The organism is Paraburkholderia unamae, assembly GCF_003096875.1.
GTDB lineage: Bacteria > Pseudomonadota > Gammaproteobacteria > Burkholderiales > Burkholderiaceae > Paraburkholderia > Paraburkholderia unamae.
The window spans coordinates 54,825-71,119 of sequence record NZ_QEOB01000006.1; the positions used below are offsets into that span (position 1 = coordinate 54,825).

Consider the following 16,295-nt stretch of genomic DNA (forward strand, 5'->3'; position numbering starts at 1 on the left):
AGTCTCCGGTATGGGAACACACCGCGCCCCCCTCAACTTCTGGCATCGGGCAGACGAAGGCGATAAAGCTCGATGGGCATATTCATTGTGGACTTCCCGTGATTAAAGGCCGGTGCACCATCGATTTGCGGCACAGGGAGGAATATGTTGCCGTGCCCATCGATAAAAGGCGCGTCGACCCAGCGCAGCCGGTTATCTCGAATCACCGTTGAGATGGTTCCGTCCTGCGCTCGGAGCATCAATGAATTATCGGCGAGCGGTGTGTAATAGAGACTGCCGTCTGCGTCCATTGCGGTGCCCCCGACCGGTGGCATATCGGCAAACCATGGCGTCACGTGCTCCGCGAGTAACTGTTCGCTCAGGGATTCATCATCGAGATATCTGGTCTCGATCTGGGACATCGGCCCCGAAAGTGGCCCAAAGTACAGCACTCTGCCGTCGGGACTTAGTTCTAGCGGATCAGCGTTGACCTTCAATGGCTTTCCATCTGCACCTGCAAGCACCTTGCCATTGACAACGATCTTGTCATCCGCTCTGGCATGGGTGAACACCGCGCTGTCGAAATGCCGGTGTACCGATCCGTCTTCGAGGTTCAGCACAAGCAACGCCCCCTCACCGGCATCCGTGAGATAGGCATGCGTACCATTGATCCGGATATCGTCAACGTAGGTGTGTGTGCGGAGCGCACCTTTAGGCAGTATGTAGACTCGTATGATCGCGTCTGTGCGTGGATCGATTCGTACGATCTTGGCGCCGCTCTCAATCGGACTCCCACCAAAATCCGGCGAACCGGTATCAACGATCCACAAGTCTCCGCTAGCGTCTGCGTGGATCGCATTGACGCTGACGAAACGCCTAGATGCATCCGAGCCCGGCTTCCAATCGTTCCACGACGCATCCGGAAACGGCGTCAATTCACCGTGTTCCCCTGCAATGGCAACTGCCGGACCCACGCTCCCGGTCCAGCGGGGTGAACTCACGATGACCCGATTTCTTGAGTCGACAACCACTGCATTCCATGGCATTTTCTCACTTGAACGAACGCTGACAAGTTGCACCACTGAAGCTTCCTTGTGGGCCCTCGTCGAGCCATCATCCGCAATTGCTACTTGTGTCGCGAAACTGGCCATCGCGCCCACGATCGCAAGCGCCAGTCGTTTTCTTTTCCGCATTTGACTCTCCTTTTTCCCGGTGCAATAGGCAGTACACGCAATCAATCCAGCACGCCTATTGAAGAATTCTGCTGTACCGAGTGACCTGCGAATAAGTGCCCGCGACAATATTCAGAATCAAAGAGACTTTGAAAGTCCCGCGACGTCAACGTACTCCAGAGAGCGCTCGGTACCCTCGTGTTTGGGAAGAGGACGCACGACAACAGTCTCGACGCACCCGGGGCTGAAATGCACAAGTCAACAGATCCTGCATGTGAGTTCCGGGGACGGCCGCTCCAGCGAGCCTAGTCAAGCGTGGCGAAGAGTAGATTCAGCCCTTCCGCAAGCAGAGGGTGAGCGATAATTGCGTCACGTATTGCGGTGTACGGCAGACCTCCGAGCATGGCCATCTGGACAACCGACGTGACTTCACCTGCCCCGGAGCCAACCATCGTAAAGCCAAGGATGCGCCCAGAATCGGGGGCCACGAGTGCCTTCATGAATCCACGCGTGGTGCCATTGGTGCGGGCGCGGGGAACCGCCATCATCGGCAAACGCGCCACCCGCACAGTGATTCCGAGTGCTTTTGCGTCCGATTCGTTGATGCCCACGCGGCCGAGTTCCGGCTCGGTGAAAAGAGCGTAAGGCACGACGCGCGACGCCGTGCTAGATGAACGCCCTTCGATCCGCGCTTTGAGCACGCGATAGTCATCAAATGAAGCGTGCGTGAACATGGGCGATCCAGCAACCTCGCCAATAGCCCACGTGTTCTTTGCGGTCGTCGCAAGCCTATCGTCGACCTTAATGTAGCCACGCTCATCGAGATCTACTCCAGCGAGATCCAGCCCGAGGTCGTTGGTCACCGGTTGTCGACCGGCTGCGACGAGGAGATGGCTGCCCTCGATCGAACCGCCATCATCGAATTCAATAGTGACCTTCTCGCCGGAAATTCCATCGACGCGGGTGATTGTCGTGGCCAGCGACAGGCGGATTCCATCCTCCTCGAATGCGCTCTGAATCTCGCGGCTGACGTCCTCGTCCTCACGCATTGCGACGCGCGGCATATTGTGGACGAGCGTAACCTGACTGCCAAGACGACGAAATGCTTGAGCCATTTCCAGGCCGATATAGCCGCCCCCGAGCACGATTAGATGCTCCGGCAGACTTTCCAGGTTCAGTGCCTCGATATGGGTCATTGGCCGGGAGCCGCGCAATCCTGGAATGTCCGGAATCACCGCGACGGTTCCCGTGTTGATATATACCTGGTCGCCAGAGAAGAGTTGTTCGGTGCCGTCATTCAGGCGAACGAGAATTCGTCGCGGTGCGACGAACCGGCCTGTTCCGAGCACAAGCTCGAGCCCGGACTGCTCAAACGAGCGACGATTGATGCCAACCATGCCGTCCACAACAGCACGAACGTTCGCATGCACTTTCGTCATGTCCACCCGCAGGTCAGGCTCGGCAGACATTGTGCGCCAGACCTGCATGTTTCGTGCGTTCTGGATCAGCGTCTTACTGGGAATGCACGCGACGTTGATGCATGACCCTCCGATCATTCCCCGCTCAATGAGCGCGACGCGCCTGCCTTTACGCGCCAGATCCATCGCCAGCGACTTGCCACCCTTGCCGCCGCCGAGAAATAAATATTCGAAATGTTTGATATCAGGCATGTACAGCTCCTCAATGAAGAGCGCGAGCTCCGCACCGCTGATAGGACGCTCGCGCTATCTACCTGGAATGGACCGGGTGTCAGTCACCCGTCAACGCGCTCCGTACACCGGCGCCGTAAGCTGGATCAATCTCCTCGAACTGCGCCACAACTCGATCAACGATGTCTTGTGGAACGCCGCCCATCGCGCGCACAATGTTGCCGAAGAGGCGCGTGCGCTGGCCTGCGTCGAACAACCGGAACAGCGCGCGAGGCTGACTGTAGTAATCGTCGTCCTCGCGATGATCATAGTGATCAACGGTGCCCACTGAGAGCGGCGGCTCGCCGGCATCGGGACGTTGAACAAAATCGCCGAAGCGGCTCGGCTCGTAGTTCACGTTGCCGCCAAGATTGCCGTCGGTACGCATCGCGCCGTCACGGTGATACGAATGGAACGGGCAGCGCGGCGCGTTCACGGGAATCTGGTGATGGTTCACGCCGAGACGGTAACGCTGCGTATCGCCGTACGAGAACAGGCGGCCCTGCAACAGACGATCGGGCGAGAAGCTGATACCCGGCACCACATTCGCGGGCGTGAACGCGGCCTGCTCCACGTCGGCGAAATAGTTCTCCGGATTGCGGTTCAGCTCGATCGTGCCCACGTCGATCAGCGGGTAATCCTTGTGCGGCCACACCTTCGTGATGTCGAACGGGTTGTACGGTACCTTCGCGGCGTCAGCTTCCGGCATCACCTGCACGCGGAAATGCCACTTCGGAAAATTGCCCTTCTCGATCTCGTTGTAGAGATCACGCTGTGCCGATTCCCGGTCCTGCGCCACCACCTGCGCGGCCTCGGCGTCGGTGTAGTTCTCCACGCCCTGCGCCGACTTGAAGTGGAACTTCACGTAGAAGCGATCGTCGTTCACGTTGATGAACGAGAACGTGTGCGAACCGAAGCCGTGCTGCTGGCGATAGTTCTTTGGAATACCGCGGTCGCTCATGAGGATCGTCACCTGATGGAGCGACTCCGGATGGCGCGACCAGAAGTCCCACGCCGCCACGTTGCTGCGCATGTTGGTGCGCGGATCGCGTTTTTGCGTGTGAATGAAGTCCGGGAACTTGAGCGGATCGCGGATAAAGAACACCGGCGTGTTGTTGCCGACGATGTCCCAGTTGCCTTCTTCCGTGTAGAACTTGATCGAGAAGCCGCGCACGTCGCGCTCGGCGTCGGCGGCGCCGCGCTCGCCCGCAACCGTCGAGAAGCGCATGAAGATCGGCGTCTCCTTGCCTACCTCGCTGAAGACCTTGGCCTTCGTGAATTGCGAAACGTTGTGTGTGATCTTCAGGGTTCCGAATGCTCCCGACCCCTTCGCGTGTACCCTGCGCTCCGGGATGACTTCACGGTCGAAGTGAGCAAGCTTTTCAAGCAGCCACACATCCTGGAGCATCACAGGGCCCCGTGGCCCTGCGGTCTGCGAGTTCTGGTTGTCGACTACCGGAGCGCCGGCAGCATTGGTAAGTGTCTTATCCATCATTGTTTTCCGACTTTGCATTTGTATGGCCTGCGAACCAGAATTCCCCTGGTGTGCGCGACTGTGCGCGTTATTCCGTAAAATTGAGAGGCTTCCCGAGTCCGAAGCCGATCAAATATTCGAGTGCTTTCGGATCGCCGGGTAAATCGAAATGCCCAACACCAGAGAGCGGGATCCAGACCACCGTCGGCCAGACAGAAGCCACGGCCTCGGATTGGGTACATGGAATAATTTGATCATCAGTGCCGTGCAGGAGAAGCGCGGGCTGCGAAAGTTCAGCGACTTGTCGCTCAAAGCTGATTTCATCAGGATGCGTTCCAGTCATCGTGAAGAGCTGGTCAAGCCATTGGGCAACTGATGACGCCGGTAGTCCGGCCTTGACCGCGAAACGCCGCGCAAAATGGCCGTAATGCATTGGCGGCGCCAGTGCGGCGAAGCGGTCGACCTTAAGTTGTTGTCCCAGTGCATGCACGACACTGGCGCCACCATATGAATGCCCAACCGCGTAAGAAAACGGTCCGGCAAGCGCCTGAACCGCGGTGAGCGTAGACGCGGCAAGAGGCAGACTCAGATGAGCGCCGCTCGAATATCCGTGTCCGGGCAAGTCCGGCATCCAGACTTCGAAACCCGCGCTTACAAGAGCGCCCGACAGAGCATCCAACTCTGCAGCCTGACTTTGCCAGCCGTGTACAAGCAACGCCGGCTTGCCCTTGCCGCGGCGATGGACCCGAACCTCAACCTCAGGTCCGTCCAACCAATCCATGGGCGCGCGGACTTTAAGCGTGAAAGTGTCGACGTCCGGAGCAACTCGCCCGGGCGCCTTGCGCTTCACAGCCATGAAGAGGCGCCCCAGCTCTTCGAGCAGCGCTTGCGACATGCTGCTTCCAACGAACCGATTTTGACTCACGTCCCCCAATCTCCTCTGCGCGAATGAGATACCCCACGAGACCGTTCCTGGAGACTCCCGAACGGCCCTGCCTGAAATGGTCGCAACTCACGATGCTCGTGCGTGCTCTATGCACCCGCTGTGTGAGCGCGCCTGCCAGCCTTCTTCATGCACAAGCATGCTGCCCAGCCATCCGCTCCGCGCCGATCATGCGGCGCACGGGAGACAAACCACTCGGAGGAAGAAGATCAACAAGCGTTAGTGCCGACCACGTATCGTGGAGCCGGCGTATTGTTGGAAAGTTGGGCTGCCAATGCGCCGCGAGATGTCTCGAACTGGTCCCATGCAGCGATCGCATGCAAGGAGGGAATCGTCACAAGTTCGCCGAGATCGAAACCCTTCAATGCAGCGTCCACCATATCGGAAGCGGACATAACAATTTCCTTGGGAAGGTGTTCCAGCGGAAGCCCGCCGATCTCCCAAAATTCGGTTGCGGTTGCGCCAGGTAACACGGCCTGAACCCGCACCCCTTTGTCGGCCAGCTCGTGATGCAGCGATTGGCTCAGCGCAAGAACAAACGCCTTGCTACCGCCGTAGACGCCATTAAGCAGTTCGGGGGTAATTGCGGCAATAGATGCAATGTTGATGATCGCGCCGTTGCCACGCGCCGCGAACTGCGGGCCGGCCGCGTAAGTCAGACGCGTCAACGCCATCACGTTGAGCTCGATCAGCTTCGTCATAGCATCGGCGTCGCTGTCGAGCAGGGTCTTATGTGTGCCAACGCCAGCATTGTTCACGAGCAGGTTGATGTTCGTGTCTTCTTTGAGCTTCGTCTCGACACGCGCGAGTGCGCTTCGATCACCGAGGTCAGCCACGATAGTCTGGATCGTTCGCCCAGTTTCATTGCCAATGTCTCGTGCAAGCAGGTCTAGCCTGTCGCGATTGCGTGCAACCAGAATGAGGTCGTAGCCGCGTTGGGCGAGACGCGCTGCATAAACAGCGCCGATGCCTGACGATGCGCCCGTGATCAGCGCGGTACCCGGTTGTGCGTGTGGCATGTTTTTTCTCCATGAAGTTTAGATGCGCTGGACCGCAACGGGGCGAACACTGGACATAGAAGACGCAGTGGCCGGATCTGTGTTATCTGATGCGTCGAAGTTTATTGGCCAATGACGGCGCGGATCAACGGGTCGCGAGCATAAAGAGAATTCAGTCTCCCCGAAGATTCAACCGATATTGGAAAAATATGGAGAGACGTCAAACACAAAAATGAACCGTGTTCATGAGAAATCGAAGACCTACGCGTGAGATCTTGTGAGGCCCCGCAGAACTGTCGATGGGTTGAAAAGACGGCGTTTATATTCTATACCTCGAAATCTCTGAATGCTGTATTCGGCTCTAGGCCATTGAGCGTGGTTATCAACATGCGTACCATTTCCCCGGGCATCAACACCCTCTGCCTTTCCAGATTCATACCTCAAACATCGGAGTCTCAAATGAAGAAGTCGCTTGCTTCCATCATGTATGTGACCTATCTCGCGTTCGCCATCCCGGCTCATGCTGCCGAAGAGAATTACTCGCCGCCGGTTGCGACGCATGTCGCGCACCAAGACAGCGCGAAGAGCCAAAAGAAGGCTCAGCGCGCCGCCGATCGCGCCCTTGCCAAACAGGTTCGCACTGCACTGACGAAAACCAAGGGACTGCAAACCATCAACATCACTGTTCTGGCTCGGCATGGTGTCATCAGTTTGTCCGGATATGTACCGGACACCGAACAGGTCCAACTTGCAGGCAATACCGCGACGCAGATCGCAGGCGTGACTTCGGTGACAAACAATCTCGTGCCGGGAGAAGCGGGACACTAAAGGCTGTTGATGTCGGGGGCGTCGCGTGTGTGAGTGTGTACACGCCCCCAAGAAACTTCGCATGCTACCCACTTGGGCCAGATGTTGAGAATGCCGATCTCAAAGAAACTGCTTTCGTAGTTTTTTGAAAATCCGAGCTCGCTTATCGTGAAATTGGCCTTTATCATTCCGGTACCGCGTCCAGAACCCGGAAGCGTCACCAACCTCCACTGACTAAGCGCTCCCGAAGCGCAAAGCACGAGTACTTACCTGCCTCAGACCGACCTAACTCTCACAGCGCAATCAAGCAGCGTGAATCACGCCTCACCTCGGCGAACATCGTCGGTCTCGTCATGGCAAACACCGTTGAGTTTTTCGACTTCGCTGTCTATGCGATGTTCGCTGGATATATCGACCGCGTGTTCTTCCCGTAAGGGACGCTCTTCGACGGCTTGCAGTTTTCACTGGCCGCATTTGCCGCTGGTCATCTATCGCGCCCTCTTGGCGCGCTCACCTTAGGCCGCTGCGCTGAACGTCGCGGACCCGAAAAACGGCGTTAGTTAGAGGGAGCCTTATGACCCGTCGTAGCCTCGCGATTGCGGTAATGCCATCCCTTCGACGCGGTGGGTCTGCCAGCGTCGTTGGTCGTGCTGCTTTGCCGGATGATCCGGGGATCCGCAATTGGTGGGGAACTTGGTGCGGTCGTTGCGACTCCCGGTCGAGCGCGGACCAACAGGTCGCCCCTCGCTATGTGGGCCGGATACCAGGTGGCAGCCCAAGCGGCAGCACAGATTCTTGCCGGAATTTCAGGCATGGCACTTGTGGAATGTCTTGCCGCAGCCGATCTCCATGCGCGGGGCTGGCGATTACCGTTTGCGTTCGCATGCAGACCTTCTACCAGTACAGTTTTATCTGCGACGGTCGATAGAGGAAGTCATGCCGTCGCATGAGTCAGATAAGCGATCAGCTACAAGCGAAACGCGGAGTTGGATCAAGCACTCGCTATGCTCCGTTGGAATGGTCTTTGGCGGCACCGTCCCGACCTATGTTGTAATTTACATCGCGGCTTTTGGGCTTTCAGGAACGTCGCCTTCTTCGTCATCCTCGTTCGCGATGGCATCTGCCATCGGTGCTGCGACCTCGCTGGCGCCGCTGATCGGCGCCGCGCTCGCAGACAAGATTGGCACGGGCATGATGATTGTCATCGCGCGGACAGCCACAGCAATCACCGTCTATCCTGTTTTCGCACTACTTTCGGGACATAACTCCCCGATGATCAGCGTGATCGCCATTTCAACTGTCGCGGCCTTGTCTGCACTAGGCGGCGTCCCGACCCTCGCATTTACCTTCGGAAATTGCCCGCTCAGAACAGGGCGGCGGGTCTCGCCTTCTCGTATGCGAATGGCGTCGCAATATTCGGAGGTACAACCCCGCTGGCTGCGTCCGCCATCGTGCGTGTAGCAGGATTTGCTGCAAAGACGGCCTGGTATATGATCTTTGCATCGGTCGTCGCGCTGAGTGCGCAACAATATCTTCAACGCGCACCCGATCACGAGATGCGATGGCAGAAGGTAACGTCCCTGACCTATCGCGTGCGCGCGGGTAACCCGACAGCTAACGGGTCGCGCCAAGCGATTCGGATATGGGCAGTGAAAAGAAGAAGCTGGTCCCGAAACCAAGCTTGCTCTCTACCCAGATGCGGCCTCCATGGGCTTCGACGATAGAGCGCGCAACGACAAGCCCCATTCCCATGCCCGACGACTTGGTTGTGAAGAATGGCTGGAAGAGCGACGAAAGCGTTTCCTCAGTCATGCCAGTTCCCGAATCTCTCACTTCAAACAGCGCCTCATCCGAACTGGTCCTGCTCGCGGCGACAGTAAGTCGCCGTTCTCCGCCCTCCGCCGAGTCGATCGCATGAACTCCGTTCAACAGCAGATTCGCGAGAACCTGCTGAATCTGGAGAGGATCCGCGAAGATCGAGAGATCTGCGTCCAGGCGTCTGTCGATAAAGACCGCTTTTGATTTTGCCTCCGATGAAATCAAAAAAGTCGCCGCTTCGACGACGCCACTTGCTGATGACAAAACGGAATGAACTGGAACCTTGCCGAGGAAGCCACGGATCTTTTTGCAGATTTCCGTCGCATCTCGCGCCCAACGTGCTGAATCCCGGATAGCTTCGGTAGCCTGCCCGATATTTGGTGAGTCGTCTTGAAGCCATCGCAGCGCGGCGTCTGCAGAGGTCCGTGTGGCCGAAAGCGGTTGGCTGATTTCGTGCAGGATTGAGGCCGCTACTTCGCCGAACAGAGAGACGCGCGCTGATCGCGCCATTTCCGCTCGCATTGCTTGCATGCGATCGTTGCTCTCCTTTTGTGCGGTCACGTCAAACCCATAGAAACAGAGACGACGATAACCGTCCTCATGCTTGGGAAGGGAGCATCGCCATACGATCGGCACCCGCTTGCCAGAAAACGTCACCAGCGTGCGTTCGCCTTGACACGCATCACGCCCCTCGAACATGGCCCGATAAACGGCGATGTTGCTAGTGCGATCAGCAGGAAGCAGTTGCTTTGCGCGTTCGAAAAAAGCAGCTTTCGTTCCCGCTTCGAATAGCTCCACAACGGCATCATTGGCCTCGACAAAAGAATGTAGTGCCCTCAAGTCAGCCACGGCCTGTGGATGTGAGCCGAACCACACATCGAGATCCGCTATGCCGCTGTGGCGTAAATCCATGATCGCCTGATAAACACGCGACCAGTCTTCAACCATAATCGGAATGGGTGCCGAAAGGAAGAGCTGATAGTTGGACAGATCGAATTGCAGCGCTCTCCCTTCCTCAAATCGTTCATCATCGTGGGGGAGAGAGAAATTCATCTTGGGCGTCCGGTAAGAAGATATCAGGCTATGGAATGAATTGATATCGGCGCACGTAATTTCCCAGTCGGGAAAACGAATACTCCGCACCAAAGCACAGCTCTCACTATACCTTAGGATGGTGCCTTCCCGCTCGGCCACAAGTTAGGCTGCGCTATATGAAGCCACGCCTAATGAAACCCTCGATTCTGAGGCGGGCGTTTGCGAGAAAAATCGTGCCTCCAAAAAACGTTTGCGTGATTGATGACGAGACCTCAATCCGGCTGTCGACCGCGGCGCTAGTACGCTCGCTTGGTCACGATGCGCACGCCTTTGACTCCGCCGAAACCTTCCTGGCCTCTGAGATCCAGCATCGCGCCGACTGCATCGTATGCGACGTGCAGATGCGCGGAATGTCCGGCACCGCCCTACTCACACTGTTACGCATGGCAGGGGCACGCACGCCCTTCATTTTCGTATCTGGCAACCTAACAGCGCATGAACGTTTGATTGCAGCCCGATACTCCGTGGCGCTCCTCGAAAAGCCGATAGATCCCGATGACCTCGTCGCCCTTGTTGTCGATATATTGAGATAGGTTCACAAAACCATATCATATCTCCAATATCACATCTCATTTTCAATTTTCACATCAAGGTGAACCCAACCTTTGACGGTCGATATATTTATACGAAGGTATAGGCTGACATTGCCATCGGTTCGATGGAATTCAAAAACTCTGCCAAATAGAATGAACGAACCAAATTCAGGTTGATCTTCGGCGGAGTGAGAAAATGGATCGTTTCCTACACGCGATGTCGGTCTTTGTGCACGTCGCCCGCTTGGGTAGCTTCACTTCTGCCGCGGAAGCGCTCGGTGTCGCCACCGGGTCTGTAAGCACAGTGGTCCGTCAGCTCGAATCGTATCTCGACGTCGCTTTGCTGCACCGCTCAACTCGTGCGATGCGCGTTACGGCCGAGGGCGCACACTACTACGAACATTGCGTAAGGGTCCTCGCTGAGATTGACGACATGACCCTAGCACTAAGAAGCACCCGCCATATCGCGCAAGGGCGTCTCTGCGTCGACATTGATCAAGAGGTAGCTTGCGTGCTGCTCCCCGAAATATCCAAATTCAGCGCAGCCTATCCCGATGTTGAATTAAAGATCGCCGTTGGAGGGGAGCCCGATGGATTGATTAGCAACGGAGTCGACTGTGCAATCGTCGTGGGCAACCTTTCTGACTCATCGTTCAAATGTCGCCACGTGGGCGTCGTGCGGACACTGACCGTTGCCAGCCCTGCTTACCTCGCACGACGCGCTATCCCAAACAGCCCAGAGGCGCTTGGAGATCACGATGTCGTGCATTACTCGCCTCGCCGTTTTGGCAATCCCAGACCTCTCCGGTTTGCGGGAGATAGAAGCGATGTGACGGTCAAGGCGTCTGAACGACTCTGCCTGAATGATGCCGTGGCCGTCCTGCAATGCGTGCTTGGCGGCGCGGGACTCGCGCAGATCTCCGAGCCGATTGCGCTACCGCACCTGCGCTCGGGGCGACTAGAAGAAGTGCTCGTCCATCATCGTCCAATGGCATCGCCGATTTCCTGTGTCTATGCAAATCAGCGACATGTTTCGATGGCGCTACACGCGTTCATGGACTGGACCGCCGCTAGCCTCAAATCTCACACGCATCGGCGCAATACTGCGTCGCCCGAGTTTAGCCTTAACAAACCTCAACGGCCGACGTGTCACATAACATCAGCAGATCAGCCGGCCAGCCTATCGTCTTTCGCGGCAGCAACTGAAATTGCAGCCTGACATAACACCGCGAAGTTGTCGCCTCTTTTTAGGAGCACACGGTGCTGGAAACACACGAACACATTGTCCAGCGGGCACTAGTGAGCCTGCTGTTGCCGTCAGCCATCACAGTATCCAACGATGCCTATGAGCGTGAACTCAGGATACATGTGCGTCGGCGCGGGGTTTCGTCACGACTAGTCGACGTCGGGCCAACCCAGACGCCGCCGTGCCGTGTAACTGTACTCGATAGACCCTCTTCTCACGCACTGACGGTGCTTTGGAGTGACGCATGCTCCGGGCATTACGGCGAGCAAACATGGCGGCTTGTTTTCGCAAAGCGGGATGCTCTCTGTGCTTTGACAGGCACCGAAATTTTAAAGGGCGACGAGGTGTTTCGCCCTCGGGTGAAACGGAACTCTTTGCCTGCGAACTGGGATCGAATGATACTCGCTAGCAAAATCAGTTTTTAGGGGAGGTCAATTTATCCTCTTATCAACAATCCATAACATCGATTTTAAAACTTTAGTAAAACGAACGAAAAATACATGAATCGAATCATTTCTGCTTTATCATTTGCTCTGGCACTCGCCGGCTCAATCTCCGTCACCGCGGCATGGGCCGATCCAGCCCTGGAACAGGGAACTCGCGAATTTGTCGATACGTTGACGGCCAAGGGCGGTCCGCCGATTTATACGTTGTCGCCAAGTGATGCGCGTACCGTTCTACTGGGCGCGCAAAGCGCCCCCGTTTCCAAGCTCCCGGCCCATATTGAAGATCGCATCTTTCCTGTAGGACCTACCGGTGACGTGAAGGTCCGCATCATCAAGCCGGCGAAGAAATCCGCTGGTACGTTGCCCGTTGTGATGTACTTTCATGGTGGCGGCTGGGTGTTGGGTGATGCAGCAACGCATGACAGGCTGGTGCGCGAAATCGCTAACGGCTCGGACGCGGCAGTGGTCTTCGTCGACTATGAGCGCTCGCCAGAAGCTCGCTACCCCACCGCCATTGAGCAAGCGTACGCGGCAACTGCTTACGTTGCGCAACACGGAAAAGAGCTGGACGTCGATCCTCAGCGCATGGCACTCGCGGGCGACAGCGTCGGCGGCAACATGGTGGCAGCAGTGAGCATTCTTGCCAAGCAACGCCATGGCCCGAAGTTCCGGTTCCAGGTTTTGTTCTACCCGGTCACCGATGCGAACTTCGAGGACGGGTCGTACCAGGAGTTTTCCCACGGTCCCTGGCTCACCAAGAACGCGATGAAGTGGTTCTGGGACGCATATCTGCCCGATGCGTCCAAGCGCAACGAAATCACGGCGTCTCCGCTGCAGGCAACGATTGCAGATCTTCAGGGTCTGCCGCCCGCACTCGTGATTACTGACGAAAACGACGTCCTGAGAGATGAAGGCGAGGCCTACGCGCACAAGCTCATGCAGGCCGGCGTGGACGTTACTGCGGTGCGTTACCTCGGCAGCATTCACGACTTCGTGATGCTCAACGCGCTGTCAAATACACCAGCCGCGCGCGCAGCGATTGGCCAAGCCAACGCGATGCTGCGCCGAGAACTTCACAAGTAGCGCGAGCGTCACTGCGGCGACGTCAACGTCGCCGCCGCTCGCTCCTCAGCTGGCCATCCTGGCCAGCATCCAACACCAAGGAGAGATTTTCATGACACGATTGACAACGCTTAAGCCTGGCGAGGCTACCGGTGAAGCCGCGACGATATTCAGCCAGATCAAGGCCGCGCTCGGAAAGGTCCCCAACGCATACGCCACCATCGGCACGCACAGCCCGCAAGGACTTTCGGCGATGCTGAACGTCGACGCTGTGATTTCAGCTAGCTCACTTGAGGCTGCGGACGTGGAAGCGATCCGCCTTGCCGTGAGTGCCCTGTCCGGATGCGACTATTGCCTTGCAGCACATACGATGCTTGGCAAAATGGCTGGCCTCACGCCCGATCTCATGAAGAGAATCCGCGCTGGCCAGGCGGTAGAAGACGCTCGTCGCGACGCGCTGCTTGTATTCGTACGGACGGTAGTCACGAGTCGCAATACCGTCCCTGCGAACGTTCTGGAAGCCCTACGTGTAGCCGGCTACAGCGAACGCCAGGTCATAGAGATTATCCTGGTCATTACTTCGATCACCTTTACCAACCTGGTAAACCGCGTCAACGACACAGCGATCGATTTCCCGAAGATCGATTGATCTAAGTGCCATCGCACTATCGTGCCACTCATGGTCTCTCTGCGTATCCCGTCCGAAAACATGACGCTTTTCGTCGTGCAATTGTGCCTGGATTACAGTCCGGCTACATGTTGATTCGTGTACCATCAACTGGCCGTCGAGCTGGCACGTTTCAATCGCTTTCTCAGGACCACACCGTGCTTGCGTAATGTCTCTCGCCCGCGTTCCGCGATCTTCAAAGAATGCGTCTGTGGAGTTTGTGCAATGTCATCCGGTCCAGGAAGGTTGGAATTCGTCTCTACCGTTTATATCGTTGACGATGAAGAAGGTATTCGACGCTCGCTTTCACATCTTCTTCCCTCTGTCGGCCTAAACGTGCAGTCATTTGCGAGCACTGCGGAGTTCCGGTCGGCTCCATTGGCCGATGCTCCCTGTTGTCTATTGCTGGACATCCGGCTACGCGGAGAGAGCGGCCTGGCATTTCAACAACAAGTCACCGATCGACAGGATATTCCTATTATTTTCATTACCGGCTTTGCCGATGTTGATATCTGCAAACGGGCAATGAAAGGCGGTGCGTTCGATTTTCTGGTGAAGCCATTCTCTGACCAGGATGTCATCGATGCTGTCAATGGCGCACTCGTCATCGATCAGAGACGGCGTGAGCGGATGCAGACTCAAACCGTGCTCACACGCGCGTATGAGCAATTGACCCGCCGTGAGCGGGAGGTACTCGCATACGTTGTAAGTGGAGCACTGAACAAGCAAATTGCGGCATGGCTGGGCGTCAGCGTAATTACAGTGAAGTTGCACCGCGCAGCTGTCATGAAAAAAATGAATGCGTCTTCCCTCGCCGATCTCGTGAGAAAAACTGGGGCCCTTGACATCCAGTTGCCCGTCATGCCAGAGAGTTGATCGCCAGGTAGTCAGCAGCGCGGTCGGTATGATTGAGACGTTTCCAGGCACGTCGACAACAATAAAATTATCACAAAAACTGTTTCAACATATTTGCACAAACGGGAACACTTTTCTTTGTTTCAATGATCGGGGAAACGCTTTGGATTTGAACGCTACGAGATCAACCGCCTCCATAGAGACGGTGAGAATGGAGGACGGGATTCGGGAAGAGCGTATCTCCAAGCATCTTGCACTTCGGATCCTCCCCATCTTCATGTTTGCGTATGTGGCAGCGTACGTCGATCGCATCAACGTGAGCTTCGCGAAGCTCCAGATGAGCCTCGATCTGGGTTTCACAGATGCTGTGTTCGGCTTCGGGGCGGGCACCTTTGCGCTGGGCTATGTGGTGTTTGAAGTTCCCAGCAACATGATCCTACAACGGGTTGGCGCCAAGCGGTGGCTGACGCGCATTATCCTGTCGTGGGCAATCGTTTCCGTCTTAACCACATTCATTCAGACACCGAAGCAATTCTATGTCATGCGGTACCTGCTGGGCGTAGCAGAGGCCGGCCTAGTCCCCGGAATTGTTTACTATATTTCACAGTCGTTTCCCCGATTTCATCGCGCGAGAACGCTATCCGCCTTTTACGCCGCGCTACCTCTAGCGGGGTTAATCGGCTCCCCGTTAAGCGGGTTCATCATGGAGTATCTGGACGGTGTGGCTGCACTGCCTGGCTGGAAGTGGATGCTCGTCGCCGAAGCGCTGCCGGCATTCGGTGCCGCGTGGCTTTGCTGGACATATCTGGAGGATGACGTAACGGCAAGTCGCCACCAGACGGACGCAGACAGGGCATATCTGGCCAAAACGCTTGCCGAGGATCGCGCGATTGCGGCCACCACGAATCACAATGAGATGTTCGCAAGCTGGGTCTTCTGGACCTTCGGGCTGATCTATTTTCTTGATGTGTTTGGGATCTACGGCTACACACTCTGGGCACCGACCATCATCAAATCTCTTGGTGTGCATGGCGATTTCATGATTGGCCTTATCGCCGCACTGCCAAATGCGGTAGCGGTCGTCGTGATGGTTGCGGTGGGACGCAATGCAGATCGCCGTCGGGAAAGACGACTGCATACGGCTGCTCTGCTCCTGATCGCCGCCGCTGGCCTCGCACTGTCACTGGTTTGGCGCGACAACCTCTGGCTGACAGTTATGGCACTGTGCATCGCGAATGCGGGGCTGCTTTCCATGCCCCCGGTCTTCTGGGGAATGCCGACCGCCGTCCTTGGACCGAGTACGGCTGCGAGTGGGATTGCATGGATTAGTGCCATCGGAAACATTGGAGGTTTTTTCGGTCCATACGTCGTCGGGATTCTCAAGCAATCGTCAGGCGGCTTTGCGCTTCCTGTCTCGTGCATGATCGCCTGCCTGCTCTCCGGCCTCTGCCTCACGTTGCTGTTGCCGAAGCACCTCGTCAATCGGTAACGAAACAAGCTGCGTCCGCAACG

General features: G+C 56.6%; 15 protein-coding genes. 8 read left to right on the forward strand and 7 right to left on the reverse strand.

Annotated features, from left to right (window positions below; translation table 11 throughout):
* Positions 1-32 precede the first annotated feature (32 nt).
* From C7402_RS13995 to C7402_RS14015, 5 genes are all read right to left on the reverse strand, one after another.
* The gene (locus tag C7402_RS13995; RefSeq protein WP_244314849.1) at positions 33-1,172 is read right to left on the reverse strand and encodes a major royal jelly family protein; all 1,140 of its coding nucleotides are present in this window, start codon (positions 1,170-1,172) and stop codon (positions 33-35) included.
* A 284-nt stretch (positions 1,173-1,456) separates the two neighbouring features.
* Positions 1,457-2,821, reverse strand: a complete 1,365-nt coding sequence (locus C7402_RS14000; RefSeq protein WP_112171177.1) for a dihydrolipoyl dehydrogenase family protein — start codon at positions 2,819-2,821, stop codon at positions 1,457-1,459.
* Between the two features lie 79 nt (positions 2,822-2,900).
* The gene (locus C7402_RS14005; protein WP_112171178.1) at positions 2,901-4,334 is read right to left on the reverse strand and encodes a catalase; all 1,434 of its coding nucleotides are present in this window, start codon (positions 4,332-4,334) and stop codon (positions 2,901-2,903) included.
* 67 nt (positions 4,335-4,401) lie between these two features.
* Positions 4,402-5,208, reverse strand: coding sequence for an alpha/beta fold hydrolase (locus tag C7402_RS14010; protein ID WP_116611089.1), 807 nt, complete (start codon positions 5,206-5,208; stop codon positions 4,402-4,404).
* A gap of 257 nt (positions 5,209-5,465) precedes the next feature.
* Positions 5,466-6,275: an SDR family NAD(P)-dependent oxidoreductase gene (locus C7402_RS14015; protein ID WP_112171180.1), complete on the reverse strand. Its 810-nt coding sequence runs from the start codon at positions 6,273-6,275 to the stop codon at positions 5,466-5,468.
* Between the two features lie 438 nt (positions 6,276-6,713).
* Between C7402_RS14015 and C7402_RS14020 the strand changes: the two genes are divergently transcribed.
* Positions 6,714-7,082, forward strand: coding sequence for a BON domain-containing protein (locus tag C7402_RS14020; protein ID WP_112171181.1), 369 nt, complete (start codon positions 6,714-6,716; stop codon positions 7,080-7,082).
* Positions 7,083-8,116: 1,034 nt separating this feature from the next.
* On the opposite strand, the gene C7402_RS46930 is transcribed toward C7402_RS14020, so the two are convergent.
* Both C7402_RS46930 and C7402_RS14025 read right to left on the reverse strand, forming a co-directional pair.
* Positions 8,117-8,290 carry a hypothetical protein gene (locus C7402_RS46930; RefSeq protein ID WP_165841889.1) on the reverse strand — a complete coding sequence of 58 codons (174 nt, stop codon included), beginning with the start codon at positions 8,288-8,290 and terminating at the stop codon, positions 8,117-8,119.
* Between the two features lie 385 nt (positions 8,291-8,675).
* Positions 8,676-9,932: a sensor histidine kinase gene (locus C7402_RS14025; protein WP_112171182.1), complete on the reverse strand. Its 1,257-nt coding sequence runs from the start codon at positions 9,930-9,932 to the stop codon at positions 8,676-8,678.
* A gap of 173 nt (positions 9,933-10,105) precedes the next feature.
* On the opposite strand from C7402_RS14025, the gene C7402_RS14030 reads away from it, so the two are divergent.
* The 7 genes from C7402_RS14030 to C7402_RS14060 all read left to right on the forward strand — a co-directional run bounded on the left by C7402_RS14030 (position 10,106) and on the right by C7402_RS14060 (position 16,272).
* Positions 10,106-10,507 (forward strand): response regulator, encoded by a 402-nt coding sequence (locus C7402_RS14030; RefSeq protein ID WP_165841890.1) that lies wholly within the window; start codon positions 10,106-10,108, stop codon positions 10,505-10,507.
* A 196-nt stretch (positions 10,508-10,703) separates the two neighbouring features.
* Positions 10,704-11,726, forward strand: a complete 1,023-nt coding sequence (locus C7402_RS14035) for a LysR family transcriptional regulator (RefSeq protein WP_112171184.1) — start codon at positions 10,704-10,706, stop codon at positions 11,724-11,726.
* 149 nt (positions 11,727-11,875) lie between these two features.
* On the forward strand, positions 11,876-12,178 hold the full coding sequence (locus C7402_RS48300) for a DUF3331 domain-containing protein (RefSeq protein ID WP_373864432.1): 303 nt from the start codon (positions 11,876-11,878) through the stop codon (positions 12,176-12,178).
* A gap of 75 nt (positions 12,179-12,253) precedes the next feature.
* Positions 12,254-13,282: an alpha/beta hydrolase gene (locus C7402_RS14045; RefSeq protein WP_112171186.1), complete on the forward strand. Its 1,029-nt coding sequence runs from the start codon at positions 12,254-12,256 to the stop codon at positions 13,280-13,282.
* 91 nt (positions 13,283-13,373) lie between these two features.
* Positions 13,374-13,910, forward strand: a complete 537-nt coding sequence (locus C7402_RS14050; RefSeq protein WP_112171187.1) for a carboxymuconolactone decarboxylase family protein — start codon at positions 13,374-13,376, stop codon at positions 13,908-13,910.
* A 243-nt stretch (positions 13,911-14,153) separates the two neighbouring features.
* Complete coding sequence (locus C7402_RS14055) at positions 14,154-14,804, forward strand: response regulator transcription factor (RefSeq protein WP_112171188.1); 651 nt, start codon at positions 14,154-14,156, stop codon at positions 14,802-14,804.
* A gap of 142 nt (positions 14,805-14,946) precedes the next feature.
* Positions 14,947-16,272: an MFS transporter gene (locus tag C7402_RS14060; protein ID WP_112171189.1), complete on the forward strand. Its 1,326-nt coding sequence runs from the start codon at positions 14,947-14,949 to the stop codon at positions 16,270-16,272.
* The last annotated feature ends 23 nt before the right edge of the window (positions 16,273-16,295 follow it).